General features: G+C 70.4%; 28 protein-coding genes. 16 read left to right on the forward strand and 12 right to left on the reverse strand.

What is annotated here, in order from left to right:
• The first annotated feature begins 113 nt into the window (after positions 1-113).
• The 6 genes from sigK to ASD56_RS12810 all read left to right on the forward strand — a co-directional run bounded on the left by sigK (position 114) and on the right by ASD56_RS12810 (position 4266).
• Positions 114-716, forward strand: a complete 603-nt coding sequence (gene sigK, locus ASD56_RS12785; RefSeq protein ID WP_200947524.1) for an ECF RNA polymerase sigma factor SigK — start codon at positions 114-116, stop codon at positions 714-716.
• Positions 716-1564, forward strand: a complete 849-nt coding sequence (locus tag ASD56_RS12790; RefSeq protein ID WP_055967177.1) for an anti-sigma factor — start codon at positions 716-718, stop codon at positions 1562-1564. Before sigK ends, ASD56_RS12790 begins: the two co-directional genes overlap by 1 nt.
• 99 nt (positions 1565-1663) lie before the next feature.
• On the forward strand, positions 1664-2011 hold the full coding sequence (locus ASD56_RS12795; protein WP_055967179.1) for a helix-turn-helix transcriptional regulator: 348 nt from the start codon (positions 1664-1666) through the stop codon (positions 2009-2011).
• 70 nt (positions 2012-2081) lie between these two features.
• The gene (locus ASD56_RS12800) at positions 2082-2489 is read left to right on the forward strand and encodes a VOC family protein (RefSeq protein ID WP_055966310.1); all 408 of its coding nucleotides are present in this window, start codon (positions 2082-2084) and stop codon (positions 2487-2489) included.
• An 88-nt stretch (positions 2490-2577) separates the two neighbouring features.
• Positions 2578-3216: a hypothetical protein gene (locus ASD56_RS12805; protein ID WP_055966313.1), complete on the forward strand. Its 639-nt coding sequence runs from the start codon at positions 2578-2580 to the stop codon at positions 3214-3216.
• Between the two features lie 162 nt (positions 3217-3378).
• Complete coding sequence (locus tag ASD56_RS12810) at positions 3379-4266, forward strand: aminodeoxychorismate lyase (RefSeq protein ID WP_055966316.1); 888 nt, start codon at positions 3379-3381, stop codon at positions 4264-4266.
• A gap of 28 nt (positions 4267-4294) precedes the next feature.
• On the opposite strand, the gene pstB is transcribed toward ASD56_RS12810, so the two are convergent.
• The 7 genes from pstB to ASD56_RS12845 all read right to left on the reverse strand — a co-directional run bounded on the left by pstB (position 4295) and on the right by ASD56_RS12845 (position 12382).
• Positions 4295-5074 carry a phosphate ABC transporter ATP-binding protein PstB gene (gene pstB, locus ASD56_RS12815; RefSeq protein WP_055966319.1) on the reverse strand — a complete coding sequence of 260 codons (780 nt, stop codon included), beginning with the start codon at positions 5072-5074 and terminating at the stop codon, positions 4295-4297.
• Positions 5075-5114: 40 nt separating this feature from the next.
• Positions 5115-6221, reverse strand: a complete 1107-nt coding sequence (pstA, locus tag ASD56_RS12820) for a phosphate ABC transporter permease PstA (protein ID WP_055966322.1) — start codon at positions 6219-6221, stop codon at positions 5115-5117.
• Between the two features lies 1 nt (position 6222).
• Entirely contained in the window at positions 6223-7170 is a 948-nt protein-coding gene (pstC, locus tag ASD56_RS12825) for a phosphate ABC transporter permease subunit PstC (RefSeq protein ID WP_055966324.1), read from the reverse strand.
• 74 nt (positions 7171-7244) lie between these two features.
• Positions 7245-8357 carry a phosphate ABC transporter substrate-binding protein PstS gene (pstS, locus tag ASD56_RS12830; RefSeq protein ID WP_055966327.1) on the reverse strand — a complete coding sequence of 371 codons (1113 nt, stop codon included), beginning with the start codon at positions 8355-8357 and terminating at the stop codon, positions 7245-7247.
• Between the two features lie 183 nt (positions 8358-8540).
• Positions 8541-9479, reverse strand: a complete 939-nt coding sequence (locus ASD56_RS12835) for an NUDIX hydrolase (protein WP_055966331.1) — start codon at positions 9477-9479, stop codon at positions 8541-8543.
• Complete coding sequence (locus ASD56_RS12840) at positions 9476-11641, reverse strand: RNA degradosome polyphosphate kinase (protein ID WP_055966334.1); 2166 nt, start codon at positions 11639-11641, stop codon at positions 9476-9478. The genes ASD56_RS12835 and ASD56_RS12840 overlap by 4 nt, the downstream gene beginning before the upstream one ends.
• A gap of 42 nt (positions 11642-11683) precedes the next feature.
• Positions 11684-12382 carry a response regulator transcription factor gene (locus ASD56_RS12845; protein WP_055966337.1) on the reverse strand — a complete coding sequence of 233 codons (699 nt, stop codon included), beginning with the start codon at positions 12380-12382 and terminating at the stop codon, positions 11684-11686.
• 132 nt (positions 12383-12514) lie between these two features.
• Here ASD56_RS12845 and ASD56_RS12850 point away from each other — a divergent pair, with 132 nt between their 5' ends.
• From ASD56_RS12850 to ASD56_RS12865, 4 genes are all read left to right on the forward strand, one after another.
• Complete coding sequence (locus ASD56_RS12850) at positions 12515-12805, forward strand: hypothetical protein (RefSeq protein ID WP_055966339.1); 291 nt, start codon at positions 12515-12517, stop codon at positions 12803-12805.
• Between the two features lie 169 nt (positions 12806-12974).
• The gene (locus tag ASD56_RS12855) at positions 12975-13571 is read left to right on the forward strand and encodes an FABP family protein (protein ID WP_055966341.1); all 597 of its coding nucleotides are present in this window, start codon (positions 12975-12977) and stop codon (positions 13569-13571) included.
• Complete coding sequence (gene ygfZ, locus ASD56_RS12860; protein ID WP_055966343.1) at positions 13571-14677, forward strand: CAF17-like 4Fe-4S cluster assembly/insertion protein YgfZ; 1107 nt, start codon at positions 13571-13573, stop codon at positions 14675-14677. Before ASD56_RS12855 ends, ygfZ begins: the two co-directional genes overlap by 1 nt.
• 10 nt (positions 14678-14687) lie before the next feature.
• Positions 14688-15788, forward strand: a complete 1101-nt coding sequence (locus ASD56_RS12865) for an FUSC family protein (protein ID WP_235565701.1) — start codon at positions 14688-14690, stop codon at positions 15786-15788.
• A gap of 11 nt (positions 15789-15799) precedes the next feature.
• Here ASD56_RS12865 and ASD56_RS12870 read toward each other — a convergent pair whose 3' ends face one another.
• Positions 15800-16636: a class I SAM-dependent methyltransferase gene (locus tag ASD56_RS12870; RefSeq protein ID WP_055966345.1), complete on the reverse strand. Its 837-nt coding sequence runs from the start codon at positions 16634-16636 to the stop codon at positions 15800-15802.
• Positions 16637-16698: 62 nt separating this feature from the next.
• Between ASD56_RS12870 and ASD56_RS12875 the strand changes: the two genes are divergently transcribed.
• Positions 16699-17448, forward strand: a complete 750-nt coding sequence (locus tag ASD56_RS12875; protein ID WP_055966346.1) for a phosphoglyceromutase — start codon at positions 16699-16701, stop codon at positions 17446-17448.
• A gap of 66 nt (positions 17449-17514) precedes the next feature.
• Here the strand turns inward: ASD56_RS12875 and phoU are convergent, their stop codons facing one another.
• Positions 17515-18195, reverse strand: a complete 681-nt coding sequence (phoU, locus tag ASD56_RS12880; RefSeq protein WP_055966349.1) for a phosphate signaling complex protein PhoU — start codon at positions 18193-18195, stop codon at positions 17515-17517.
• A gap of 169 nt (positions 18196-18364) precedes the next feature.
• Here phoU and ASD56_RS12885 point away from each other — a divergent pair, with 169 nt between their 5' ends.
• A complete protein-coding gene (locus tag ASD56_RS12885) occupies positions 18365-19582 on the forward strand; it encodes a sensor histidine kinase (RefSeq protein WP_055966352.1) in 1218 nt (405 codons plus the stop codon).
• Positions 19579-20262 carry a response regulator transcription factor gene (locus tag ASD56_RS12890; protein ID WP_055966356.1) on the forward strand — a complete coding sequence of 228 codons (684 nt, stop codon included), beginning with the start codon at positions 19579-19581 and terminating at the stop codon, positions 20260-20262. The genes ASD56_RS12885 and ASD56_RS12890 overlap by 4 nt, the downstream gene beginning before the upstream one ends.
• Before the next feature lie 52 nt (positions 20263-20314).
• Here the strand turns inward: ASD56_RS12890 and ASD56_RS12895 are convergent, their stop codons facing one another.
• Positions 20315-20788 carry a DNA modification methylase gene (locus ASD56_RS12895; RefSeq protein ID WP_157536085.1) on the reverse strand — a complete coding sequence of 158 codons (474 nt, stop codon included), beginning with the start codon at positions 20786-20788 and terminating at the stop codon, positions 20315-20317.
• A 147-nt stretch (positions 20789-20935) separates the two neighbouring features.
• On the opposite strand from ASD56_RS12895, the gene ASD56_RS12900 reads away from it, so the two are divergent.
• Together ASD56_RS12900 and ispD are read left to right on the forward strand one after the other, a co-directional pair.
• Positions 20936-21418: a CarD family transcriptional regulator gene (locus ASD56_RS12900; protein ID WP_055966369.1), complete on the forward strand. Its 483-nt coding sequence runs from the start codon at positions 20936-20938 to the stop codon at positions 21416-21418.
• 9 nt (positions 21419-21427) lie between these two features.
• Positions 21428-22606: a 2-C-methyl-D-erythritol 4-phosphate cytidylyltransferase gene (gene ispD / locus ASD56_RS12905; protein ID WP_055966372.1), complete on the forward strand. Its 1179-nt coding sequence runs from the start codon at positions 21428-21430 to the stop codon at positions 22604-22606.
• A 12-nt stretch (positions 22607-22618) separates the two neighbouring features.
• Here the strand turns inward: ispD and ASD56_RS12910 are convergent, their stop codons facing one another.
• Positions 22619-23086, reverse strand: coding sequence for a GNAT family N-acetyltransferase (locus ASD56_RS12910; RefSeq protein WP_055966377.1), 468 nt, complete (start codon positions 23084-23086; stop codon positions 22619-22621).
• A 39-nt stretch (positions 23087-23125) separates the two neighbouring features.
• Entirely contained in the window at positions 23126-24070 is a 945-nt protein-coding gene (locus ASD56_RS12915; RefSeq protein ID WP_235565703.1) for a DMT family transporter, read from the reverse strand.
• 27 nt (positions 24071-24097) lie between these two features.
• On the opposite strand from ASD56_RS12915, the gene cysS reads away from it, so the two are divergent.
• Positions 24098-25564, forward strand: coding sequence for a cysteine--tRNA ligase (cysS, locus tag ASD56_RS12920; RefSeq protein WP_055966382.1), 1467 nt, complete (start codon positions 24098-24100; stop codon positions 25562-25564).
• Positions 25565-25577: the final 13 nt, after the last annotated feature.

A 25577-nucleotide genomic window follows, 5' to 3' on the forward strand; every position in this document is an offset into this window, starting at 1 on the left:
TCGCGTGAATGGATTCGACGGGCAATCCGAAGCGGCATCCGACACGAACAAACCGCAGAGGGGATCACGCGATGTGCGCGCGGGGAAGTACGGCGGGGGCAGGGGAGTAAGGCATGCTGGTGGACATGGTGATCGACGGGATCGACGTGCCCGAGGACGGCGCGATCCCCATCGACCATGCCGGCGAGCTGCTGCAGCGGGTTGCGAACGGCGATCAGGCCGCATTCGCCCGCCTCTACGACATGCTCGCCCCCCGAGTCTTCGGTCTTGTCCTGCGGGTGCTCGTCGACCGTTCGCAGAGCGAGGAAGTGCTCCAGGAGGTCTTCCTCGAGATCTGGCAATCCGCGTCTCGCTTCGCTCCGAACAGAGGACAGGCGAGATCGTGGATCCTCACGATCGCACACCGGCGGGCCGTCGACCGAGTGCGCTCGTCCCAAGCCAGCACCGACCGCGACGTTCGGGCCGGCTTCCGTGATCTGGACGTCGCCCACGATTCTGTCGTGGAGCAGGTGGAACTGCGCATAGAGGGTGAGAAGGTCACGGCAGCCCTCTCGAGCCTTCCCGAGGCGCAGAAGGAAGCGCTGACCCTGGCCTATTACGGCGGTTACAGTCAGAGCGAGATCGCGGCGCTCGTGGGCGCGCCGCTGGGGACGATCAAGACGAGGATGCGGGACGGATTGTCCCGCCTGAGAGCAGAGATGGGGGTGACCGCGTGATGAACGAACAGGAGTTCGCCGAACTCGCCGCAGGCGAAGCGCTGAACGCGCTGTCGCCCGAGGATCGCCGGCTCTTCCAGGCTGCGCGTGCCGCGCACCCGGAGTGGGAGCACTGGGTCGACGCAGACTCTCGTGCCGCTGCGGTGCTGGCCGACGCCGTCGCCGAGGTCGCCCCGCCGCTCACCCTTCGCTCCACGCTGCTGTCGCGGATCGCCGTGATGCCCCAGCTGCCCGACACCGATGCGGCCGAGGCCGCGGCGGCCCACACAGCCGCTGTGACCGATGCTGCGCCGGCGGCCTCCGCTCCACCCGCCGCGGACGAGCCGGTCCGCGATGTCGCCACCGACCCTGCCCCGACGACGGCCACCATCCAGGCCATCACCCGGCGCAACTGGACGCGCGGGCTGCTCACGCTCGCCGCATCCATGGTCCTGCTCGTTGCGCTGGGGTACGGCACCGTCGCGATCAACGAGTACCTGAACCGACCGGCCGCCGTCGTCGCTCTCCAGGAGATCGAGTCGGCCCCTGATGCGCAGTCAGCGACCGCCGAGATCACCGATGGGGGAACGGCCACGGCGCACTGGTCGGAGTCGGTCGGAAAGGCCGTGCTGGTCTCCGATGGCCTGCCGGAGATCGCCGAGGATCAGAGCTTCGAGCTCTGGTTCGTCCGCGACGGCGCAGCGATCTCGGCAGGGGTGTTCGATCCGGCCGACGAGGCCGCCGCGACCGCTCAGCTGGACGGCACGATGGAGCCCGGCGACGTGATCGCGGTGACGATCGAGCCGCAGGGCGGTTCGCCGGACGGCACCCCGTCGTCTGATCCGATCGTCGCGATCCCGACGGCCTGACGCCGCCCTCGGCGGTTGCCGCCTCGCTATCGTGGTGAGGTGGCCGCAGCCCCGCAGACGACGCAGACGCTCAGGCACTTGAGGCGTGCGCGCGACCTGATGGACCGCGACTACGCGGAGCCCCTCGACGTGCCGACGATGGCCGCTAAGGCTCTCATGTCGCCGGCGCACTTCTCACGCGAGTTCAAGACCGCGTACGGCGAGACCCCCTACGCATACCTGATGACCCGGCGCATCGAGCGGGCGATGGCGCTGCTGCGGGCAGGGGCGTCGGTGACGGATGCCTGCACCGCCGTCGGCGCGACATCCCTGGGCTCGTTCAGCTCCACCTTCACCGAGATCGTGGGGGAGACCCCGAGTTCCTACCGGTCGCGGCCGCACGATGCCGCCGAGGCGATGCCCCTGTGCGTGGCGAAGATCCTCACCAGGCCGGTTCGGTTCGGCTGAGCGGCGGTGCTCGCAGGGCGAGCAGGATCGGAGAAGCACGCGCCACCGAGCCTGCTCTAGCGTGGCACCCATGACCGACATCTCATTGTCCTACTGCCCGATCACCGTCGACGACGTCGAGGCCGCGATCCCGTTCTACCGCGACGGGCTGGGCCTGGAGATCGTGAACGACGTGTCGTACGAAGGCACCCGCTGGGTCAGCTTCGGCCTCGCCGGCCAGCCCGGCCTCGCTCTCGTCATCTCCGATCCGGCGGCCGGTCGTTCGCCCGAGGACGCCGACGCGCTGCAGCGGCTCGTGGTGAAGGGATCGGGCCCCGGCCCCTACGTCTTCACCACCACTGACATCGATGCCTCCTTCGAGCGGCTCCGCGCCTTCGGCGCCGAGGTGCTGCAGGAGCCGATCGAGCAGGCGTGGGGGCCCCGCGACTGTGCGTTCCGAGACCCCGCGGGCAACCACATCCGCATGAACCAGGCCTGAAAGAGCCGGCCCGGCCATGTGCCTTCCCTGGGAAGCGGCGGCGCGGAATCGCGCCGCCGCTCTCGTGAACGCCGGTAGCGTGGAGGGGGTGAGCGACCAGTCCAGGGACTACCACAAGCCCGTCCGGCGGCCCTCCGAGCTCTTCGACCGGCTGTTCGCGGCCGAGGACCCGGCCGAGGTCTCCCGCGTCGCGCACTCGACCGCGCATGCCCTGCTCGCCCGCGTCCGAGCCGACCCCGACGGTCAGGTCGTGGACCGCCTGGTGGCCTTCACCGACGAGAACGGCATCGACGACATCGCCGAGCTCTGGTCGCGGTCACCCGCGAAGTCGCTGCCGGGCGCGCTGTGGCGGCTCTACCTGCTGCAGCTCATGATCCATGACGACGCGCAGACCGCTGCGCTGCTGTACGAGCGTGGCCGCACCAACCTGTCGTCGGCCGACGAGGTCATCGCGGGCGCACCGACGCCGGCAGGACCCGATGAGCTCGTGGCCCTCATCGACCAGATCCTGCGCGGCCTGTTCGAGGGCGACTTCGCCGTCGCGCTGGACCGGGCCGCCTCGTTCTGCCGGGTGCAGGCCGCCGGTGCGACGCACCTGGCCGATGACTACGAGGCGACCGAGCCCGAGCGGGCCTCCGGGTTCACGACGCGTGCGCTTCGCCTCGCGGACTACGCCGCCGACCTCAGCGCGTGTGCGGCCCTGTGGCGCCGTGAAGCACTGACCTGAGGCGTCGGCCCTGAAGTCAGGGGAGTGCCGGGCCGCAGAACGCCTCTCGGCGCGGAGCCGCTCGCGGCGGCAGAAGATGGAGCCCGGGGTTACTGCGGCCCGGCCGATACAGTCTAACCGAGGGCGCCGCCGGGGCATTCCCGACGGCCTAGGCTCGTTCGCATGACCTGGCGTTTCGCGCTCGTGATCGACCCCGCGGCATCCGACGATCCCCGCACCGACTTCGCAGCCACGTTCCGGGTCATCGACCCGTCGGCTCCGGCGCTGAGCGTGGGGGAGCTGAGCACACAGCGCGGTGACGGCATCTTCGAGTCCATCGGAGTCGTCGACCGCCATCCCCAGGAGCTCATTGCTCATCTGGACCGTCTCGCGCACTCCGCCGAGCTGTGCGACCTTCCCGTCCCGCACCGCGAGCAGTGGCGGCAGGCCGTCGAGGTCGTCGCGGAGCAGTGCGCCGAACGCGGCGAGAGCGTGATCAAGCTCATCCTCAGCCGCGGCGTCGAGCACGGCCCCACGCCGACGGCCTGGGTCACCGCCGCCGATGCGGCCGACAACTCCGCGGTCCGCGAGCACGGCATCCGAGTGGTGACGCTCGACCGCGGCTACGGCATCGACACCCCGGCGCGTGCTCCGTGGCTGCTGCTCGGCGCCAAGACGCTGTCGTACGCGGTGAACATGGCCGCGATCCGCGAAGCCAAGCGCCGCGGCGCGGATGACGCGATCTTCGTGTCCTCCGACGGCTTCGTGCTCGAGGCGCCCACGGCGTCGCTCGTGCTGCGGATCGGCAGCAGCTTCGTCACGCCCGCGCCGAACGGCGGCATCCTTCACGGCACCACCCAGCTCAGCCTCTTCGAGCACCTACAGGAGCTGGGCCACGAGACCGCGTACGAGACGGTCCCCGTCAGCGCGCTCGCGAAAGCGGATGCCGCATGGCTGCTCTCCAGTGTCCGCCTCGCCGCGCCGATCACCGCCATCGACGACGCCGAGCTCGCGGTCGACCGCGAGCTGACGGCATCCTTCAACCAGTACCTGCTGAGCCCGCGCGCCTGATCCGGGCGGGCAGCCCGCGAAGTCGGGCTCAGCCGAAGCGGCCCGAGACGTAGTCCTCGGTGGCCTGCACGGTCGGGGTGGTGAAGATCGAGCGGGTGTCGTCGTACTCGATGAGCTTGCCGGGCTTGCCGGTGCCGGCGATGTTGAAGAACGCGGTGCGGTCGCTCACGCGCGACGCCTGCTGCATGTTGTGCGTCACGATGACGACGGTGTAGTCGTTCTTCAGCTCGCCGATGAGCTCCTCGATCGCGTATGTCGAGATCGGGTCCAGGGCGGAGCAGGGCTCGTCCATCAGGATGACCTCGGGCGAGACGGCGATCGCGCGGGCGATGCACAGTCGCTGCTGCTGGCCGCCTGACAGGCCCGAGCCGGGCTTGTCGAGGCGATCCTTGACCTCGTTCCAGAGGTTCGCGCCCTTGAGCGACTTCTCGACCAGGTCGTCGGCGTCGGACTTGGAGATGCGCTTGTTGTTGAGCTTCACGCCCGCCAGCACGTTCTCCTTGATCGACATCGTCGGGAACGGGTTGGGGCGCTGGAAGACCATGCCCACCTGGCGGCGCACCAGCACGGGGTCGACGTTCGCGGCGTACAGGTCGTCTCCGTCGAGGAGGACCTGGCCCTCGACGCGGGCGCCGGGGATCACCTCGTGCATGCGGTTCAGGGTGCGCAGGAACGTCGACTTGCCGCAGCCGGACGGGCCGATGAAGGCGGTCACGCTGCGGGGCTCGATGTTGAGCGAGACGCCCTCGACGGCCATGAAGTCGCCGTAGAAGACGTTCAGGTCGTTGACTTCGATGCTCTTGGACACGATTCCTCTGATTTCGGTTCGGGAGAGTCGGGGGTGCCGCTCAGCGGCCCAGCTTGGGGGAGAAGACCTTCGCGACGATGCGCGCGATCAGGTTGAGCAGCATGACGATCAGGATGAGGACCAGCGCCGCGCCCCAGGCACGGTCGATGTAGGCGGATGCCGGGATGCCCTGGTTCATGTACTGCGAGTACGCGAACACCGGCAGCGTCATCATGCGTCCCTCGAACAGGTCGTAGTTCATCGACGCCGTCACGCCTGCCGTGAGCAGAAGCGGTGCCGTCTCGCCGATGACGCGCGAGATCGACAGCATGACGCCGGTCGTGATGCCGGCGATCGACGTGGGCAGCACGACCTTCGAGATCGTCAGCCACTTGGGCACGCCGAGCGCATACGAGGCCTCGCGCAGCTCGTTCGGCACGAGCCGGAGCATCTCCTCGCTCGAGCGGACGACCACCGGGATCATGAGCACGGCCAGCGCGATCGATCCCATGATGCCCATGCGGATGCCGGGGCCGAAGAACAGCGCGAAGAGGGCGTAGGCGAACAGACCGGCGACGATCGAAGGGATGCCGGTCATGACGTCGACGAGGAACGTGATGCCGTTCGCCAGTCGCTTGCCGGCGCCGTACTCCACGAGGTAGATCGCGGTGAAGATGCCGATCGGAATGGAGATGACGGCGGCGGCGAGAGTGATGAGGAGCGTGCCGACGATGGCATGGAGGATGCCGCCGCCCTCGCCGACGACGTTGCGCATCGAGCTCGAGAGGAACTCGGCCGACAGGGCTGCCACGCCGTTGGAGAGCACGGTCCAGGCGACCGACACCAGCGGCACCATGGCCACAGCGAACGCGCTGACGACCACGCCCGTGACGAGCCGGTCGACGCCCTTGCGGCGGCCCTCGACGAGACTCGAGATCGCGGTGATGAGGACGAGGTAGACGAGGGCCGTGACGACGGCCCAGCCGGCGATGCTGAACTCGGAGCCGGCGGCGATGGCCAGCACGCCGAACACCAGGGCGGTGATGACCCCGCTCGCGGCGAGGATCGCCCAGGGTGCCCAGCCGGGCAGGTGGCCGCTGGTGAGGCGGAGGTGCTCGCGGACGACGGGCGGTGGAGGAGTCTGCGTGGGAGCGGTGGTGAGGGTCATGTCAGTTGGCTCCCGAGAATTCCTTGCGGCGGCTGACGATCCAGCGGGCGATCGCGTTGACCACGAAGGTGACGACGAAGAGGATGAGGCCGGTCGCGATCAGGACGTTGATGTTGACGCCGTACGCCTCGGGGAACGTGAGGGCGATGTTCGCCGGAATGGTGCTCGGGTTCTCCGACGTGAACAGCTGGAAGGTGATGACGCCGGTCGCGGAGAGGACCATCGCGACGGCCATCGTCTCGCCCAGCGCGCGTCCGAGGCCGAGCATCGAGGCGGACACGATGCCGCTGCGACCGAACGGGAAGACGGCCATGCGGATCATCTCCCAGCGCGTCGCGCCGAGGGCCAGAGCGGCCTCTTCGTGCAGGACCGGCGTCTGGAGGAAGATCTCGCGGCAGATCGCAGTGATGATCGGCACCACCATGACGGCGAGCACGATGGCTGCAGTGAAGATGGTGCGCCCGGTCGCCGAGACGGTGCCGCCGAAGAGCGGGAACCAGGCCATGTTCTCGTTGAGCCAGGCATAGACCGGCTGCACGGCGGGTGCCAGCACGTTGATTCCCCACAGGCCGAAGACGACGGAGGGGACGGCGGCGAGGAGGTCAACGATGTAGCCGAGGCCCTGCGCGAGCCGGCGCGGGGCGTAGTGCGAGATGAAGAGGGCTACGGCGACCGCAAGCGGAACCGCCATCAGCAGGGCGAGGAACGATGCCCACACCGTGCCGAACGCGAGCGGCCACACGTACTGCCAGAAGTTGCCCGACAGCAGCGAGGCGGTGTCGCTCGTCGCCGTCATGCCGGGGATCGACTGGATGATGAGGAAGATCGCGACGGCGGCGAGCGTCACGAGGATCATGGACCCCGCGAACAGCGCGGTGCCCGAGAACCAGCGATCGCCAGGTCGCTGCCTGGGTTTGGCAGCGACAGCCGGCGCAGTCGTCGTCGTCATGGGGTCCTGTTCTGGTGAGGAGTTCTCAGGGGGATACCCGGTCCGGCCGCAGGGCCGGACCGGGTATCAGTGTCTTACTCGGTGACGATCGTGTCGATCGCCGTGTTGATCTGAGCGGCCAGCGACTCCGAGATCGGGGCGTTGCCGGCGACGGCTGCCGCCTCTTCCTGGCCTTCCGGGCTGGCGACATACTGCAGGAAGCCCTTGACGAGCGCGGCACTGGCCGTGTCGACGTACTCCTGGCAGGCGATCATGTAGCTGACGAGGACGATCGGGTACACGCCGGCCTCGGCCGAGGTGCGGTCGAGCTCGATCGCGAGGTCGGTCGGAGCGCGACCCTCCTCGAGCGGCGAGGCGTCGACGATCGCGGCGGCGGCCTCGGGCGAGTAGGTGACGAACTCGTCGCCGACCTTGATCGCTGCGGTGCTCAGGCCCTCTTCGGCGGCACGCGACGCGTCGGCGTAGCCGACCGTTCCGTCGCCGCCCGCGACGGCCGACACGACACCGGAGGTGCCCTGCGCGGCCTCACCGGTGGTGAGCGGCCAGACGCCGTCGGGCTCGGCCGTCCATGCGTCGGGCGCAGCCTGGAAGAGGTAGTCGGTGAAGTTCTCGGTCGTGCCCGAGTCGTCGGCGCGGTGCACCGGCGTCACGGCCAGGTCGGGGAGCGTGGCGTCGGGGTTCAGCTCGGCGATCGCCGCGTCGTTCCAGTTCGCGATCTCGCCCGAGAACAGGCCGGCGATCGTGGCGGCGTCGAGGTTGAGCTCGTCCACGCCCTCGATGTTGAAGATCACCGCGATGGGGGAGATGTAGGTGGGAAGTTCGAGGATGTCGGTGCCTTCGACGCAGCCGTCGAACGGACCGGCCTCGATCTCCTCGATCTTGAACGCACGGTCCGAGCCCGCGAACGGGAAGGCGCCCGCCTGGAACGACTCGCGGCCAGCGCCGGAGCCGGCCGGGTCGTAGGTGATGGTGACGTCGGGGTTGGCGGTCTGGAAGCCGGCGGTCCAGGCCTGGACCGCGACCTCCTGCGACGAGGCGCCGCCACCGGCGAGCTCGCCGGCGAGGTCGGAGACGGGGGCGTCGCCGGTGGAGCCGCCTGCGGGCGTCTCGTTTGCTGCGCAGCCGGCGAGGGCGAGGGCCGCGACTGCGGCGACAGCGCCCACCTGGGCGATGCGGGAGATCTTCACGGTGTGAATCCTTCACGTGTCAGGGAAGTGAGGCCTCGGGAGGCTTCGGGTGATGGCCCGGTGCAGGGCACGCACTGAAACGTAGGCTCGGACTCTTACCAGATTGCGCTGTCGTGGTGAACGGGAGGTGAACGGCGGCCCGCCATCGCGTCCGGGGCGACAGGGCCGTTCACCTGGGGCGTGTCAGACCTTCGGCGTGTGGGTCTCGATGGCGACGATGCCCGAGCCGGGGTTGTCGACAGAGAGGTGCACCACCGAGAAAGCCGCCGGTTCCAGGGCTGAGGCGCTGCCGAGGTACGAGCCGCGCAGGGTGCCGGTCGCGAGGGCGATCTCGGTGAGGATCTCGGGCAGGACCGGGCCGTGCGTGCAGAGCACGGCCGGCTTGCGTGCGCGCACCCGCTGGCCGACGACGGTGCGGGCGTCGGAGTCGCCGGCCTCCCACGCGTCCTGGCTGATCAGGTCGGTCGTGGTGATCTTCCGGCCCAGCGCCGCAGACAGCGGCACCACCGTCTTGACGCACCGGACGGCCGGGCTGGAGATGATCTTGCGCGCGCCGAAGGCCTGCAGCGGCCCCACGATCGAGGCCGCCTGCTTCTTGCCGCGCGACGCGAGCGGGCGCGCGGCATCCTCCTCGTTCCAGTCCTCGCGGTCGAGCGCTTTGGCGTGCCGCAGCGCGATGATCGGGAAGGTGCGGAGCACTCCCTCGCCGACCAGCTTCATGAACGTCTCGAGGATCTCGACGTCGACCGGGTAGCTCAGCCGGGCGAGCGCCTTCTTCGGCGTGACCCACTCCAGTGCCGCGATCTCCTTGTTCGGCACGAAGGCCGACGCCCGGATCGCGTCCTCGGTGGCCTCGGCGGCCCAGTAGTGGACGATCTTCTGCCGCTTGCTGGGCAGCCGGTAGCGCGAGACTCCCACGGGCACGCCCAGGGCCACACGGATGCCGGTCTCCTCGAAGATCTCGCGGGCGGCGGTCTCGGCGAGCATCTCGCCGGGATCGACCTTGCCCTTGGGCAGCGTCAGGTCGCGATAGCGCGTGCGGTGGATGACGAGCACGCGCAGCTTGTCCTCGACGATGCGCCAGACGACCCCGCCGGCGGCGTATACGGCGGTCTCGGTCATCGCACCGCCCGTGCCCGCCGGCGGCGCTGCACGTTGATCATGGTCTTGTCCTGGAGATCGACCAGGCGAGTGCCGTCCGCCGCCAGGTTGTGTCGCGTCCACTCTCCGTCGGGTCCGAGGTGCCACGACGAGGTCGAGTCGCTCATCGCGAGGTCGAAGAAGTCGCTGAGCTCCTTGAGATGGCTGGGCGCGACCACGCGCACCAGCGCCTCGACACGGCGGTCGAGGTTGCGGTGCATCATGTCGGCGCTGCCGATGAAGACCTGCGGGTCGCCGTCGTTGTGGAAGGCGAAGATCCGCGAGTGCTCCAGGTAGCGACCCAGGACGCTGCGGACCGTGATGTTCTCGCTCATCCCGGGGACGCCGGGCTTCAGCGCGCAGATGCCGCGCACCGAGACCTCGACCTTCACGCCGGCCTGGCTCGCCCGGTACAGCGCGTCGATGATCTGCTCGTCGACCATCGAGTTGACCTTGATCCGCACGCTCGCGGGCTTGCCGGCGATCGCGTTGCGGCGCTCCTTGTCGATGAGCCGGAGCAGCCCCTTGCGCAGGTGCAGGGGGGCGACCAGGAGACGCTTGAACTTCTTCTCGATCGCGTAGCCGCTCAGCTCGTTGAAGAGGCGAGTGAGGTCGCGGCCGACCTGGTCGTCGGCGGTGAACAGGCCGAAGTCCTCGTAGATGCGACTGGTCTTGGGGTTGTAGTTGCCGGTGCCGACGTGGCTGTAGCTGCGGAGGACGCCGCCCTCCTCGCGGATCACGAGCGCCAGCTTGCAGTGCGTCTTGAGGCCCACGAGGCCGTAGACGACGTGCACTCCGGCCTTCTCGAGCTTGCGGGCCCACAGGATGTTGTTGGCCTCGTCGAACCGCGCCTTGATCTCGACGAGCGCCAGCACCTGCTTGCCGGCCTCGGCGGCGTCGATGAGCGCCTCGACGATCGGGCTGTCGCCCGAGGTGCGGTACAGCGTCTGCTTGATGGCGAGGACGTGCGGATCCTTCGCCGCCTGCTCGAGGAACGCCTGCACGCTCGTCGCGAAGGACTCGTAGGGGTGGTGCACGAGCACGTCGCCCTTGCGGATCGACGCGAAGATGTCGGGTCGCTCGTTGTTGTCGCCCGGCTGGAACGCCATCGCCGTGGTCGGCACGTGCGGTGGGAAGCGCAGGTCGGGGCGGTCGATCTTCAGCCCGAACAGACCGCGGAGGTCGAGGTGTCCCGGAAGGCGGTAGACCTCCTGCTCGGTGATGTCGAGCTCGCGGATCAGCAGATCGAGGGTGACGTCGTCCATGTCGTCGGTGATCTCGAGACGGATCGGCGGGCCGAACCGGCGGCGCAGCAGCTCGGCCTCGAGCGCCTGGATGAGGTTCTCGCTCTCGTCCTCTTCGATGGCGACGTCCTCGTTGCGCGTGAGGCGGAACGCGTGGTGGTCGAGAACCTCCATGCCCGGGAAGAGGTCGTCGAGGTGGTTGGAGATGAGGTCCTCGAGCGGCAGGTAGCGGACGCCTCGGCCCTCGCTGCCGCGAACGTCGACGAACCGGGGGAGCATCGGCGGCACCTTCAGTCGCGCGAACTCCTGTCGCCCGGTCCGGGCGTTGCGGATGCGGATGGCGAGATTGAGGGAGAGACCCGAGATGTACGGGAACGGGTGGGCCGGATCGACCGCAAGCGGCATGAGCACGGGGAACACCTGCGCCTGGAAGAACTCGTAGAGGCGTTCACGGTCGTCGGCGTCGAGGGACTCGTAGCTGACGACACTGACACCGGCCTCGTCGAGCGCGGGCCGGACGAGGGTGGTCCAGGCGTCGGCGTGCCGCAGCTGGAGGCGGTGCGCTTCGGTGGAGATGTCGGCGAGCACCTCGGCCGGGGCGCGGCCGATGTTGGTCGGCACGGCCAGGCCGGTCACGATGCGGCGCTTGAGGCCGGCGACGCGGACCATGAAGAACTCGTCGAGGTTGCTGGCGAAGATCGCGAGGTAGTTGGCGCGTTCGAGGACGGGAAGGTCGGGGTCCTCGGCGAGTTCGAGCACTCGCTGGTTGAACGCCAGCCAGCTCAGCTCGCGGTCGAGGTAGCGGTGGTCGGGCAGCTCCGCGTCGACAGGCTCGTCCTGGTCGAAGTCGTCGTCGTCCGAATCGCCGAGCCCCGCATCGAGCACTTCCCGTTCCATCATCCCCTCATCATTGCAGGGAGCGGTGGCCGCGAGGTGAACGGGCTAGGCGTCGGTGCGCTCGCGCGGCGCCGGCATCTGGTCGTCCTCGTACACGTTGAACCGGTAGCCCACGTTGCGCACGGTCCCGATGAGCTGCTCGAGGTCGCCGAGCTTGGCGCGCAGGCGCCGCACGTGCACGTCGACGGTGCGCGTGCCGCCGAAGTAGTCGTAGCCCCACACCTCGCTGAGCAGCTGCTCCCTCGTGAAGACGCGCGAGGGATGCGTGGCGAAGAAGTGGAGAAGCTGGAACTCCTTGTACGTGAGGTCGAGCGGCTTTCCGTGCACCTTGGCGGAGTACGAGGACTCGTCGATGGTGATGCCGGATGTCGAGATGCGGGTCGAGACCTGCTCCTTGGCGACGCGACCGATCGCGAGCCTGATGCGCGCATCCACCTCGGCCGGTCCGGCACCGACGAGGATCACGTCGTCCACACCCCAGTCAGGCGACACCGCCGTGAGGCCGCCTTCGGTGACGACGAGCAGCAGGGGAGCGTCGAGCCCGGTCGTGTTGAGGATCTTGCACAGCGACTTGGCGCCCACGAGATCGACGCGGGCGTCGACGAAGATGATGTCGGCGCTCGGGGCGTTGATGAGCTGGACCGGTTCGGCGGGGATCTGGCGCACCCGATGGCTGAGCAGCTCGAGCGAGGGCAGGACAGGACCGGCTCCGTGCGTGGAGCTGAGAACCAGGAGCTGTGCCAAAGCGCCGCCTTCCCGGCACGCGGGGGCGCGCCGTGCTCCCAGTGTAGGGCGTGGCGCGGTACCGCTTCCCCGCGCATGACGCTCCACGGCGAGCGGGGTGCGCGACGGCCGCGCGTGCGTGAGAATGGGCGAGTGGCCGTGCCTGAACTCGCTCCCCGCCGAACGATCGGCGGCATCATCGCCGTCTGGATCGCTGCGGCCCTCATCGGCGTCGCCGTCGGACTGTTCGCCGCACCGGAGTCGCGGGCCCAGTGGCTCGCCGTCGGATTGGGCGGATGCCTCGTCCTCGCGTTCGTCATCCAGCTGTCGACCGGTCGTTCCCAGGGCTTCACCGAGCGCGTCGCCGCCAGCTCTCTCGGCGCCCTCGTCGTCATGGGCATCCTCAGCCTGGGATTCGGCCTGGCCGCCATCGTCCCCGGCTAGTCCCGCCGCCCGGGGTGAGGGCTGGTTCGATTAGACTGGCCAGTATGGATCTCGTCGCGCTCGAACTCTTCTTCGTGGGCCTGCTCGCCCTCGCATCGCTCGCGATCGCCTTCGTCTCCGTAGTGGTCCTCAAGAACCTGTACCGCGGCCAGCGCTGAGCGCTCGAGCGATGTTCGATCTGCCGACCGATCTCCCCGCCGACCTCGCGCCGCTGTCGTGGCTCGTCGGCGTGTGGGAGGGCACCGGCGTCATCGACTACGCCGACCACGCCTATGCCGGCGAGTTCACCCATCGCGTGAGCTTCAGCCATGACGGCGGCGACTACCTGAACTACTCGGCCAGCGCCTGGCTGCACGGCGAGGGCGAGAACCGCACGCCGCTGGTGGCCGAGATGGGCTACTGGCGGCTGTCACGACCGCAGGCCGAGGCCGACGCGGGGCCGGGTCTGCTCCCGCCGCTCGCTCCCGGGCCGGCGCGGACCGTCGACGATGTCGAGCTGCTGCGCAATGCCGAGGGCGGCTTCGACATCGAGGTCGCGATCGTCCACGCCGACGGCGTGAGCGAGCTGTACCTGGGCCAGATCCGCGGCCCGCGCATCGACATCGCGACGGATGCCGTCGTGCGCCCCGGCAGCGCGAAGGCGTACGCCGCGGCGACCCGCATGTACGGCCTGGTCGAAGGCCACCTGCTCTGGGCGTGGGACATGGCCGCGCTCGGCCATGAACTCGGCGCACACGCCTCGGCACGACTCGCGCGGGCCGAGTGATGGGCTCCCTGTTCGCGGAGCTGCCCCGGGCGGTCGTCGACGACGCCGGCCTGCAGCATGTCGGCAGCCCACTGATCGAACAGCGCTCGATCGCAGCGGGGGAGGCCATCGTGCCCCTCGCCGACCGGACCGTGCTGGCCGTGCCGGGCGAGGACCGGCTCTCATGGCTGGACTCGCTCACCTCGCAGGCCCTCGCCTCGCTGGCGCCGGGCGTGAGCACCGAGCTGCTGGTGCTCGATCCTCAGGGACGCGTCGAGCACGCGGCATCCGTCTTCGACGACGGCGAGACCACCTGGCTGATCGTCGACCGCGCCGATGCCGACGCGCTGCTGTCGTGGCTGCGCAAGATGCGGTTCCGGCTGCGCGTCGACCCCCGCGACGCCGGCGACGAGTTCGCCGTGTTCGGCGGCACGCGCGCGGCGTTGCGGAGCGTCGATGCCGCCCGCCCCGGTGCGATGCCGCTCATCTGGACCGATCCGTGGCCCGAGATCTCACCCGGCGGCCACGGCTACGGGGTCGCCGACCCGCATCCCGGCGCCGAGCGCGACTGGGCCGAGGCCATCGTGACGCGTGACGAAGAGCGCCGGATAGCGGATGCCGCGGCCCGCGGCGAGCTGAGCATCGCCGGGCTGCTCGCCGCCGAGGCCCTGCGGGTCGCCGCCTGGCGCCCGCGCTGGTCGGCGGAGGTCGACGAGCGCACGCTCCCGCACGAGCTGGACTGGCTGCGCACCGCGGTGCACCTCAGCAAGGGGTGCTACCGCGGCCAGGAGACCGTCGCCAAGGTGCACAACCTCGGTCATCCGCCCCGGCGACTCGTGGCTCTCCAGCTCGACGGCAGCGGCAGCGCACTGCCCGCCCGCGGGGCGGAGGTGCGTGTGGGCGATGACGCCGTCGGCGTGATCACCTCCACCGCGCTGCACTACGAGGAGGGCCCGATCGCTCTCGCCGTCGTGCGCCGCAGCACTCCGGTCGACGCTCCGCTGGTCGTCGAGACCGACGAGGGCCCGATCGCCGCGGCGCAGGAGATCGTGGTGCCGCCCGAGGCCGGGGCGACGGCGAACGTCCCGCGGCTCACCAGGCTCTCTCGCCGCCCCGCCGCGACATGAAGCCGGGCCGGTGACCGCGCCGCCCCCGACCGCGCCGGTGCCCACTGGCTGGCGTTCCCGGTTCGATCCGCGGCCCGCCCTGCTGCGCGTGCGCGATTCCGGCATCCCGATCATCCAGATCGTCGTCGCCGCCACCGGTTCGTACGCGTTCGCCCACTACGTGCTGGGTCACCCGGCACCGCTGCTCGCTGCGACGGTGACCGTCTCGAGTCTCGGCCTGGTCCGCGACGCGCGACCGCGCAGCGTGCTAGAGACGGTGGTCGGCATGCTCGTGGGCATTCTCATCGCCGAGGTCCTGCTGATCGTCGCCGGCACGGGATGGTGGCAGCTCGCGCTGGCACTCGGGGTGACGCTCGTCGTCGCCCGGTTCCTCTCGGCCCAGCCGGGCTTCGCCATCGCGGCCGCGATCCAGTCGCTGATCGTCATGGTGATCCCCGCCGAGGCGCCCTTCCAGCGGCTCGTCGACGGGATCGTCGGCGGTGTGGCGGCCCTGCTCGTGACCGCGCTGATCCCGCGCAACCCGCTCCGCTCGACCCTGCGCGAGGCGCGCGCGGTCTTCGATGCGCTCGACGGCGCGTCCGGGGCGCTCGTCCAGGCGCTCCGCCGCGGCGACCGGCTCCGTGCGGAGCGCGGACTCGAGAAGGCCCGCGGCATGCAGCCGGAGCTCGACAGCTGGCGCTCCTCGCTCGAGTCGGGCCTCGCCGTCGCCCGTATCTCGCCGTTCCTGCAGCGACAGCGGTCCGAGCTCGCGCGCCAGGAGCGCGTGCGCCAGTCTGTGGAGCTCGCCAGCCGCAACCTGCGCGTCGTGGCACGGCGGGTGGCGTACCTCTGCGCCGACGGCGAGCCGCGTCCCGTCGCGGCGGACGTGCTCGCCGAGATCATGCGCGGCGCCGGGTTCGTCGCCGACTCGCTCGACGACCTGACCCTCGCGCCGGCCGCGCGCGCGGCCCTGGTCGCCGTCGCCGCGCGCCTCGACCCCGCCGAGATCCTGCCGGGCGCCTCGCTCGGAGACCAGAACCTCGTCGCGAACATGCGTCCGCTCATGGTCGACCTGCTCATGGCCACCGGCATGAGCGTGGCCGAGGCCCGGGCGGCCGTGCCCCGCATCTGAGGCGCCGCCGATCAGGCGGGCGCGACCGAGTCCCACGGCACGGTGACCTCGCCCAGGCGCCACCGCGCGCGCTCCTGCACCGGCCACCCGGAATCGACCAGGCCGCCGAGGGCCGTGCGCCAGCGGTGGACCGGCCCGAACGGCGCGACCGCGGCGGCGCGATTCCACTCGGTGTCGAGCGCGGCCAGGAAGTCGTGCACCCGCTCACCCGGCACGTTGCGGTGGATGAGGGCCTTCGGCAGCCGCTCCGCGGCGATGGACGGATGCTCGAGCCCGGCCAGGCGCAGGGAGAGCGTCAGGGAGAGCGGCCGGCCCTCGGCGTCGAGCGCGGCCCACGTCGCGATGCGGCCCACCTCGTCGCACGTGCCCTCGAGGACGAGGCCCCCGGGCGCGACGCGCGACGCCATCGACCGCCACGCGGCTGCGACGTCGGCCTCGTCGTACTGTCTCAGCACGTTCATCGCGCGGACGACGGCCGGGCGCCGGTGGCCGGGAACCGGCACCTCGAAGCCGCCGCGTGCGAACGAGACGCGGGAGTCCGCGGGAAAGGCGGTGACGCCGGCTCGCACGTCGGCCAGCTGACCCCGCGCCCGCGCGACCCGCGCGGGGTCGATCTCGAGGCCGAGCACTTCGACATCGCGACGCGCGCGGACCAGGCGCGCGTACAGCTCGAACGCCGTCACGCCGCTCGCGCCGTAGCCCAGATCGACCACAAGCGGGTCGGCCGCCCGGCGCAGTGCGGGATGGCGGGCGAGCCAGCGGTCGATGCGGCGGAGCCGGTTGGTCCCCGTGGTGCCCCGGGTGATCTGCCCGACCACGTGTCCTGGCGACGACCTGCCCGAGCCCATGACCTCATGATGCCAGCGTCATGGCCGAACGGCCGCCCCGGCGACGCCGATATCATGGGGCAATGACTGCGCCCTACACGCTGATCCTGCTCCGCCACGGTCAGAGCGAATGGAACGAGCTCAACCTCTTCACCGGATGGGTCGACGTCCGGCTCTCCGAGAAGGGCCGTGCCGAAGCGACGCGCGGTGGCGAGCTCATCGCCGAGTCGGGTCTTCTGCCCGATGTGCTCCACACCTCGCTGCTGAGCCGCGCGATCCAGACCGCCGACCTCGCGCTGGACGCCGCCGACCGCCTGTGGATCCCGGTGAAGCGCTCCTGGCGCCTCAACGAGCGCCACTACGGCGCGCTGCAGGGCAAGGACAAGGCGCAGACGCTCGAGGAGTTCGGCCAGGAGCAGTTCATGCTGTGGCGCCGCTCCTTCGACGTGCCGCCGCCGCCCCTCGACGACGCCAGCGAGTTCAGCCAGGTGAACGACCCGCGCTACGCCGGCATCGACGGCGAGATCCCGCGCACCGAGTCGCTCAAGCTCGTCATCGACCGCTTCCTGCCGTACTGGCACAGCGACATCGTGCCCGACCTGCAGGCCGGAAAGACCGTGCTCGTCACCGCGCACGGCAACTCGCTGCGCGGGCTCGTGAAGCACCTCGACGGCATCAGCGACGCGGACATCGCCGAGCTCAACATCCCCACCGGCATCCCGCTGGTCTACCGCCTCGGCGAGGACCTCAAGCCCCTCGGACCGGGCGAGTACCTCGACCCCGCGGCCGCGGCGGCCGGTGCCGCGGCGGTGGCATCGCAGGGCAAGCACTGATCCACTGATGAACAACAGAGCGGATGCTCCCCCCCGGGGCATCCGCTCTGTTCGTCGTGCGAGGGCTCAGCCCTGCTGGGTGATGATGTCCAGCGCGTCCGTGGAGGGCGTCCAGTCTCCGGTGGAGAGGTAGGCGACCTTCTTCGCGACCGAGACCGCGTGGTCGGCGAAGCGCTCGTGGTAGCGGCTGGCCAGCGTCGCGTCGACCGTCGCGGACGCCTCGCCCTGCCAGCTGTCGCTGAGGACCTTCTCGAACACCGAGACGTGAAGATCGTCGATCTCGTCGTCCGCATTGCGGATCTGCTCGGTGAGCGTGAGGTCCTGCGTGCGCAGGAGCTCGGCGAGCTGGCGCGCCACCTCGACGTCGAGCTCGCCCATCTTGGTGAAGGTGGACTTGAGGCCCTTGGGGATGGCCCGCTCGGGGAAGCGCATGCGCGTGAGCTGGGCGATGTGCTCGGCGATGTCGCCCATGCGCTCGAGCGAGGCGCTCATGCGCAGCGCGCTGACGACGATCCGGAGGTCGCGGGCCACGGGCTGCTGCCGGGCGAGGATCTCGATGGCGAGCTCGTCGAGGGCGATGGCCTTCTCGTCGATGATCGCGTCGGCCTCGATCACCTCTTCGGCGAGGGCGACGTCGCTGGTGCTGAACGCCCTGGTCGCCTTGTCGATGGCCACAGTGACCAGCTCGGCGATCTCGACGAGTCGGCCCTGCACGTCCTCGAGCGACTGATGGAAGACTTCGCGCATTCCGACGCACCTTTCCTGAATCCGGGCAGGCATCCGCCTCCGCGATCCTGGCGATTGTCGCCAGCGAAGGTTAACGGACGGTGCCGCCGCGGTGAATAGTACCCGCCGGCGCCGCAGAGGGCCGGGACACCGTCCGGTCGGGGGCGGCGCCGCCCCTTACTCTGGGGGCATGGATACGACGCAGCTCGCGCTGCTCGCCCTCCTCGCCGGCGTCATCATCGGGGGCTCGGTCTCCGTCGTCATCGTCATCGCACTGCGTGCGCGGGATCGGGCGCGGGCTGAGACTTCGCTCGCCATTCCGGAAGGAGTGCGCGAGGTGTTGCACGGCATGGATGACGCCGCCGTCGTCGTCGACGCGTCGTTCACGGTCCTCGCGGCCTCCGCCCCGGCTGCTCCCTTCCATCTGATCGAGGGCCGGTCGGTCCCCTCCGACGAGCTCCGCGCCGCCGCCCGCGCGGCGCGGACCGGCGACGCTGCCTCGACGGCGACCATGCGGCTGCGTCGTGGCGCCCCGCCGGCGGAGCCGCGGCTCGTAATGGTCCGGGCCACCCGCATCTCCCCGCGGCTCACGCTCCTTGTGCTGCGCGACATCACCGAGCGCGAGCGCGTCGAGCAGATGCGCCGCGACTTCGTCGCCAACACCAGCCATGAGCTCAAGACCCCGGTCGGCGCGGTGAGCCTCCTCGCCGAGGCGATCGAATCCGCCGCCGACGATCCGCCGCAGGTGCGCGCCTTCGCGCTGCGGCTCACGGCCGAGGCATCCCGGCTCGCGCTGTTGACCTCCCGCATCATGAACCTCTCGCGGCTGCAGGCGTCGGACGAGCTGACCGAGGAGCGCGACGTCTCGATCGACGAGGTGGTGGCCGCCTCGCTCGACGCCCACGCCATCCAGGCCGACTCCGCCGGTGTCGAGGTCGTCCGCGGCGGCCGGCGCGGCCTGTACGTCCGCGGCGACGCGCAGATCCTCAGCGAGGCGGTCGGCAACCTCATCTCCAACGCCATCGCCTACTCGCCGCGAGGGTCGAGCGTCGGCGTCGGCGTGAAGCTCGTGGACGGGATCGTCGAGATCGCCGTCACCGATCGCGGCATCGGCATCGCCGAAGGCGAGCAGGACCGCGTGTTCGAGCGGTTCTACCGTGCCGATCCGGCGCGCGCACGACGCACGGGCGGCAGCGGCCTCGGCCTGTCGATCGTCAAGCACGCGGTGCAGCGGCACGGCGGCGAGGTGAAGCTCTGGTCGCGCCCGGGGCGCGGCTCCACCTTCACCATCCGCCTGCCGCAGAGCGACCCGCCCCCCGAGCAGCCCACCCCCAGGAAGGGCCGCCACAAGCGGCGCCCCGCACCCGAGGCTTCCCGCCCGGTGCCCACGAACGGAGAACCCGTATGACCCGCGTCCTGATCGTCGAAGACGAGCCCGACCTCGCCGACCCCCTCGCCTATCTGCTGCGCCGCGAGGGGCACGACGTCGAGATCGCCGAGGACGGACCGTCGGCGCTCGCGGCGTATCGCGAGCGGGGTGCGGAGATCATCCTGCTCGACCTGATGCTGCCCGGGATGCCGGGGACCGAGGTGTGCCGCCAGATCCGCACCACGTCGTCGGTGCCGATCATCATGCTGACCGCCAAGGACTCCGAGGTGGACATCGTCGTGGGCCTGGAACTCGGCGCCGACGACTACATGACCAAGCCCTACTCGGCCCGCGAGCTGCTCGCGCGGATGCGCGCGGTGCTGCGCCGGTACGACCAGGTCGACGCCGACCTCGACGACCGGATCCTCGACGGTGGCCGTGTGGTGCTCGACATCGACCGCCACACCGTCGCCGTGGACGGCGCGGAGATCAGCATGCCGCTCAAGGAATTCGAGCTGCTCGAGGTGCTGATGCGCAACGCCGGGCGCGTGCTGACGCGCGGCCAGCTCATCGACCGCGTGTGGGGGAGCGACTACTTCGGCGACACCAAGACGCTCGACGTGCACATCAAGCGCATCCGCTCGCGGATCGAGGCCAATCCCAGCGAGCCGGTGATGCTCGTCACCGTGCGCGGACTGGGCTATCGCTTCGAAGGCTGATCCGGGCACGAAGAAGCCCGCCCCGCGAGCTGCGGGGCGGGCTTTCGCGATGTCAGGGGACCAGCGGAGCCAGGTAGTTCAGCTCGCCGTCCAGAACGGGCACGGACGTGAGCACGCCCTCGCCGTCGCCGGACTGGAAGAAGCCGGGGATGTCGGCGCCCGGGAGGGTGTCGAGGCCCTCGACGAGCTCGGGATCCTCACCATCGGCGCCGAGGCTGAGGGTCGAGCGTGCGTCGACGTCGATCTCGAGCGTGATCGGGGAGGAGGGATCGCCCAGCTCCACGACGAGGGTGTGGTCCTCGTCCGTGTCGTTGACGATGGCCGCCACGAAGTTGCCCTCGGAGCCGTCCTCGGTGGCCACGATGTACGCGTTGCGCACCTCGAGCGGCCCGGAGTCGTACACGTTCACGCCTTCGGCGGCGGAGTACTCGATGGTCGTCGCCTGCGGCGAGATCATGCTGCAGCCCGTCGTGCCGAGGACCACTGCGGTTCCGATGGCGATCGACGCGATGAGGCGCGGGTTCACAGATCCTCCCAGGACGGATGACGGCTTCTTCAGCATTCTAGGGGTTCCCTGCAGACGCCGTGAGGTAGCGCCCCAGGCGGGGTGGGCGGCGAACCTTAGCGTATGTCGCCTGTGGTATCCTGGAGGTTGCCGAAAGGACTTATTTCTATGCTTTTTGAGGTTGGCGAGACCGTCGTTTATCCCCACCACGGAGCCGCGACGATCATCGAGGTCAAAGACCGGATCATCAAGGGCGAGACGAAGAAGTACCTGAAGCTCAACGTCACGCAGGGTGATCTCATCATCGAGGTCCCGGCTGAGAACGTCGATCTCGTGGGTGTTCGCGACGTCATCGGCAAGGAGGGCCTCGACAAGGTCTTCGAGGTGCTGCGCGCTCCCTTCACGGAGGAGCCCACCAACTGGTCGCGCCGGTACAAGGCGAACCTCGAGAAGCTCGCGTCCGGCGATGTGATCAAGGTCAGCGAGGTCGTCCGCGACCTGTGGCGCCGCGATCAGGACCGCGGCCTCTCGGCCGGTGAGAAGCGCATGCTCGCCAAGGCGAAGCAGATCCTCATCTCCGAGCTCGCGCTCGCCGAGAAGACCGACGAGGAGAAGGCCGGCGTCATCCTCGACGAGGTCCTCGCAAGCTAGATTCATCGGGTGACCATCGCACCCGTTCCCCGCGTCGGCATCATCGTGGTCGCGGCCGGTTCCGGCACGCGTCTGGGCGCCGGCGCTCCGAAGGGCTTCGTCGACCTCGACGGACGGTCGGTGCTGCGCCACGCGCTCGACGGGGTCTTCGCGGCTCCTCCCGCGCAGGTCGTCGTCGTCGCACCCGCCGGGCGCGAGGGTGATGCCCTGCGCCAGGCCCAGGAGGCCGCCGGCGACAGGAGCGAGCTCGTCACCGTCGTCGCCGGGGGAGCGACGCGGCAGGCATCCGTCGCTGCCGGGCTCGCCGCCCTGCGCTCCGGCGTCGAGATCGTCCTCGTCCACGACGCGGCTCGCGCGCTCACTCCGCCCGAGGTCTTCGAGCGGGTGATCGCCGCCGTCGCGTCCGGATCCGCCGGCGCCGTGCCGGTGCTGCCCGTCGTCGACACCGTCAAGCGGGTCGACGGCAGCCGGATCATCGGCGCCGTCGACCGCTCCGAGCTGGCGGCGGCGCAGACTCCGCAGGGCTTCCGCCGGGACGTCCTCGAGCCGGCGTACGGCGCCGCGACCGGGGAGTTCACCGACGACGCCGCGCTGATCGCTGACGCCGGCCATGCTGTCACGGCCGTGCCGGGGCATCCGCTCGCCTTCAAGATCACCACGCCCGCCGACCTCGACCGCGCGCGATCGCTGCTCTCGGGTCAGCCGGCGGGGGCGCCCGCGGTGCGCATCGGCCTTGGAACCGACGTGCACGGGTTCGGCGGCGGGGGCGCACTGTGGCTCGCGGGACTGGAATGGCCCGGCGAGCCGGCGCTCGCCGGCCACTCCGACGGCGATGCGGTCGCCCACGCGATCGTCGACGCCCTGCTCGCGGCGGCGGGCCTGGGTGACATCGGCACCCACTTCGGCACCGACCACCCCGAGTATGCCGGGGCCCATGCCGACGACTTCCTCGCGCGCACGCTGGCTCTGCTCGGCGACGCCGGCTGGCGCGTGGGCAACGTGTCGGTGCAGGTGCAGGCCAACCGGCCGCGGTTCGCCGGCCGCCGGGCCGAGGCCGAGGCCGCGCTGTCGGCTGCTCTGGGCGGCGCGGCGGTGTCGGTCTCCGCCACGACGACCGACGGCCTCGGATTCACCGGGCGCACCGAGGGCGTGGCGGCCTTCGCCGTCGCGCTCGTCACCCGCGCCTGACCCGACGGCGGGTCAGAGTTCGCGCGTCATGAAGACCGAGAACGGGTCGACCGCGTAGCCCTCGAACGGGCCGCAGACGACGAAGCCCTCGCTCTCGTACAGGCGCTGCGCGGGCAGGAAGTCCGCTGTGCTCCCGGTCTCCAGCCACAGGCTCGTCATGCCGCGCTCGCGCGCGTCGGCCATGATGTGCCGCAGGATCGCCCGCCCGATGCCATAGCCCAGGAAGCGATCGTCGACGCGCATCGACTTCAGCTCGCCCCGGTGGGCGTCGAGGGTCTTGAGGGCTCCGATGCCGGCCAGCTCGCCGTCGATCCAGCCCGACCAGAACGAGACGGACGGGTCGGCCAGCGCGTCGGCGTCCAGGGCGTGCACGCTCTCGGGCGGTGACGTGTCGTGCATGCCCGCGAGGTGCATCGCGATCAGGCGGCGCGTGGCCTCGCCGCTCAGATCGTCGTGATGGATCTCGATCGTGCGGTTCATGGCGTCAGTGTGCCAGCCCATCGTTGCGCGCACGTTTCGTCACGCCTCGACGGCGTACGGCTTCGGATCGCGCGGCGCCCGGGAGCCCCATGCGAGCAGCGCCAGCCCGGCACCCAGCACGATGAGCCCCACGATCGCCAGCAGCGAGAGCCGCTCGTCCAGGACGGTGATCCCGAGTATCGCCGCGGTCAGCGGCTCGCCCAGGGTCAGGGTGGCCGCCGTCGCGGCGGTCAGCCCGCTCAGACCCCACGTGAAGAGCACGTACGCGACCGAGATCGTGGCCAGCCCCAGCCACAGCGCCATCACCACGCCGCTCGTGGTGCCGAGCCACGCCAGGTCGACGAACGGGACGGCGAAGGCGCACAGCACCGCCGAGCTGGCACCCATGGCGCCGACCACGGTGAACGGGTCCCACCCCGCGTCGAGCAGCCGCCGCTGCGCGTTCGCGATGACGGCGAACGAGGCGCCGGCTCCCACCGAGCCGAGGAGGCCGATCGGGTCGGTCCCGCCCGTGTCGCCGGCCGTCCCGCCGAACCCGAGCAGCACGACGCCCGCGGTCGCGAGGGCCGTCGCGCCGATCCACGTCGGCGTCGGCATCCGCCGCGTCAGCGCCCACTCCAGCAGGCCGGCCAGGATCGGTGCCGAGCCAAGGGCGACCACCGTGCCGACCGCGACGCCGTTGCGCTCGGCACCGAGGAAGAACAGCGGCTGGTAGATCGCCAGGCAGGCTCCCGTCAGCACCATGAGCGAAAGAGGACGGATGCCGAGCCTCGGCGTCGCGATGCCGGGAGGGCGTCGCCGCGCGTGACGGCGGGCGAGCACGAACGCGATGATCGCGAGGCCGGTGCCGCCGATGACCATGCGCATGACGCCGATCGACAGGGGAGTGGTGCCCTCCGGGCCCAGCGCCTGCGAGGTGCCGGTCGTTCCGAAGAGCACGGCGGCGGCGAGGACGGCGAGGACATGCACGGTTCCCAAGTTCACCACAAACCCGGCCGGTAGGCTGGTGCGGTGACGGTACAGCTCTACGACACCAAGGCGCAGGTCATGCGCGACTTCGTACCGCTCGACCCCGAAGACGTCTCGGTCTACGTCTGCGGCCCGACGGTGCAGTCGGGGCCCCACATCGGCCACCTGCGCGGAGCGCTGAGCTTCGACATCCTCCGGCGCTGGCTCGCGCACCGCTTCGGTCGCGTGACCTTCGTCCGCAACGTCACCGACATCGACGACAAGGTGCTCGCGAACGCCACCGACGGCGAGCCGTGGTGGGCGCTGGCGTACCGCATGGAGCTCGAGTTCACGCGGGCGTACACGGCGATCGGCATCCTTCCCCCCACGTACGAGCCGCGCGCCACGGCGTCGATCCCGCAGATGCTGGAGCTGATCGACCGCCTCATCGAGTCCGGGCACGCGTATGCCGCGCCCGCAGGATCGGATGCCGCGGGGGACGTCTACTTCGACGTCCGGTCGTGGCGCGCATACGGCGAACTGACCAACCAGTCGCTGGGCGCGATGGAGCCGGCCGCCGACGCCGATCCGCGCGGCAAGCGCGACCCCCGCGATTTCGCGCTGTGGAAGGGCGCCAAGCCCGGTGAGCCCGGCTCGGCGACGTGGGAGTCACCGTGGGGCCCCGGCCGACCCGGCTGGCACATCGAGTGCTCGGCCATGTCGCGGCGCTACCTCGGTCCCGAGTTCGACATCCACGGCGGCGGCCTCGACCTGCGCTTCCCGCACCACGAGAACGAGCTCGCGCAGTCCACCGCGGCCGGCGACGCGTTCGCGCGGTACTGGGTGCACAACGGCCTCGTGAACGTCGAGGGCCAGAAGATGTCGAAGTCGCTGTTCAACTTCGTGCTCGCCGACGACATCCTCGCCGAGCGAGACCCGCTCGTGGTGCGCTACGCGCTCGCCGCCGCCCACTACCGCTCGAGCATCGACGTCGCCCCCAAGGTCTTCGACGAGGCCGAGGCGGCGGTCGACCGCATCCGGACGTTCCTGCAGCGCGCGGTGCGGACGCTCCGCGACGAGACCGATCTGCGTCTCTCCGTTTCGGTCCCCGAGCGCTTCGCAGCGGCCATGGACGACGACCTCGGCGTGCCTCAGGCGCTCGCCGTGATCCACGAGCGGGTGCGCGACGGCAACTCGGCGCTCGACGCGGGTGACCGGGCGGCCACACTCGCAGCGTTCTCGGACGTCGCGGTGATGACGGGCATGCTCGGGATCGACCCGCTCGACCCGCAGTGGACGCGGGGGGAGGCCTCGGCCGAGGCATCCGCTCTGGATGCCCTGGTGAACACCATGCTCACGCAGCGCGCCGATGCGCGCGCGGCGAAGGACTGGGCGGCGGCCGACCGGATCCGCGACGCGATCGCGGCGGCCGGCATCGCCCTCGAAGACGGGCCCGACGGCACGCACTGGAGTCTCGCCGGCGCAGAGCCCGGCGCGCTCCCGACACCCCAGAATCTCGGCTCGCACTAGCGGGCCCGCCGGG

The sequence above is a fragment of the Microbacterium sp. Root166 genome (genome assembly GCF_001427145.1).
Lineage (GTDB): Bacteria > Actinomycetota > Actinomycetes > Actinomycetales > Microbacteriaceae > Microbacterium.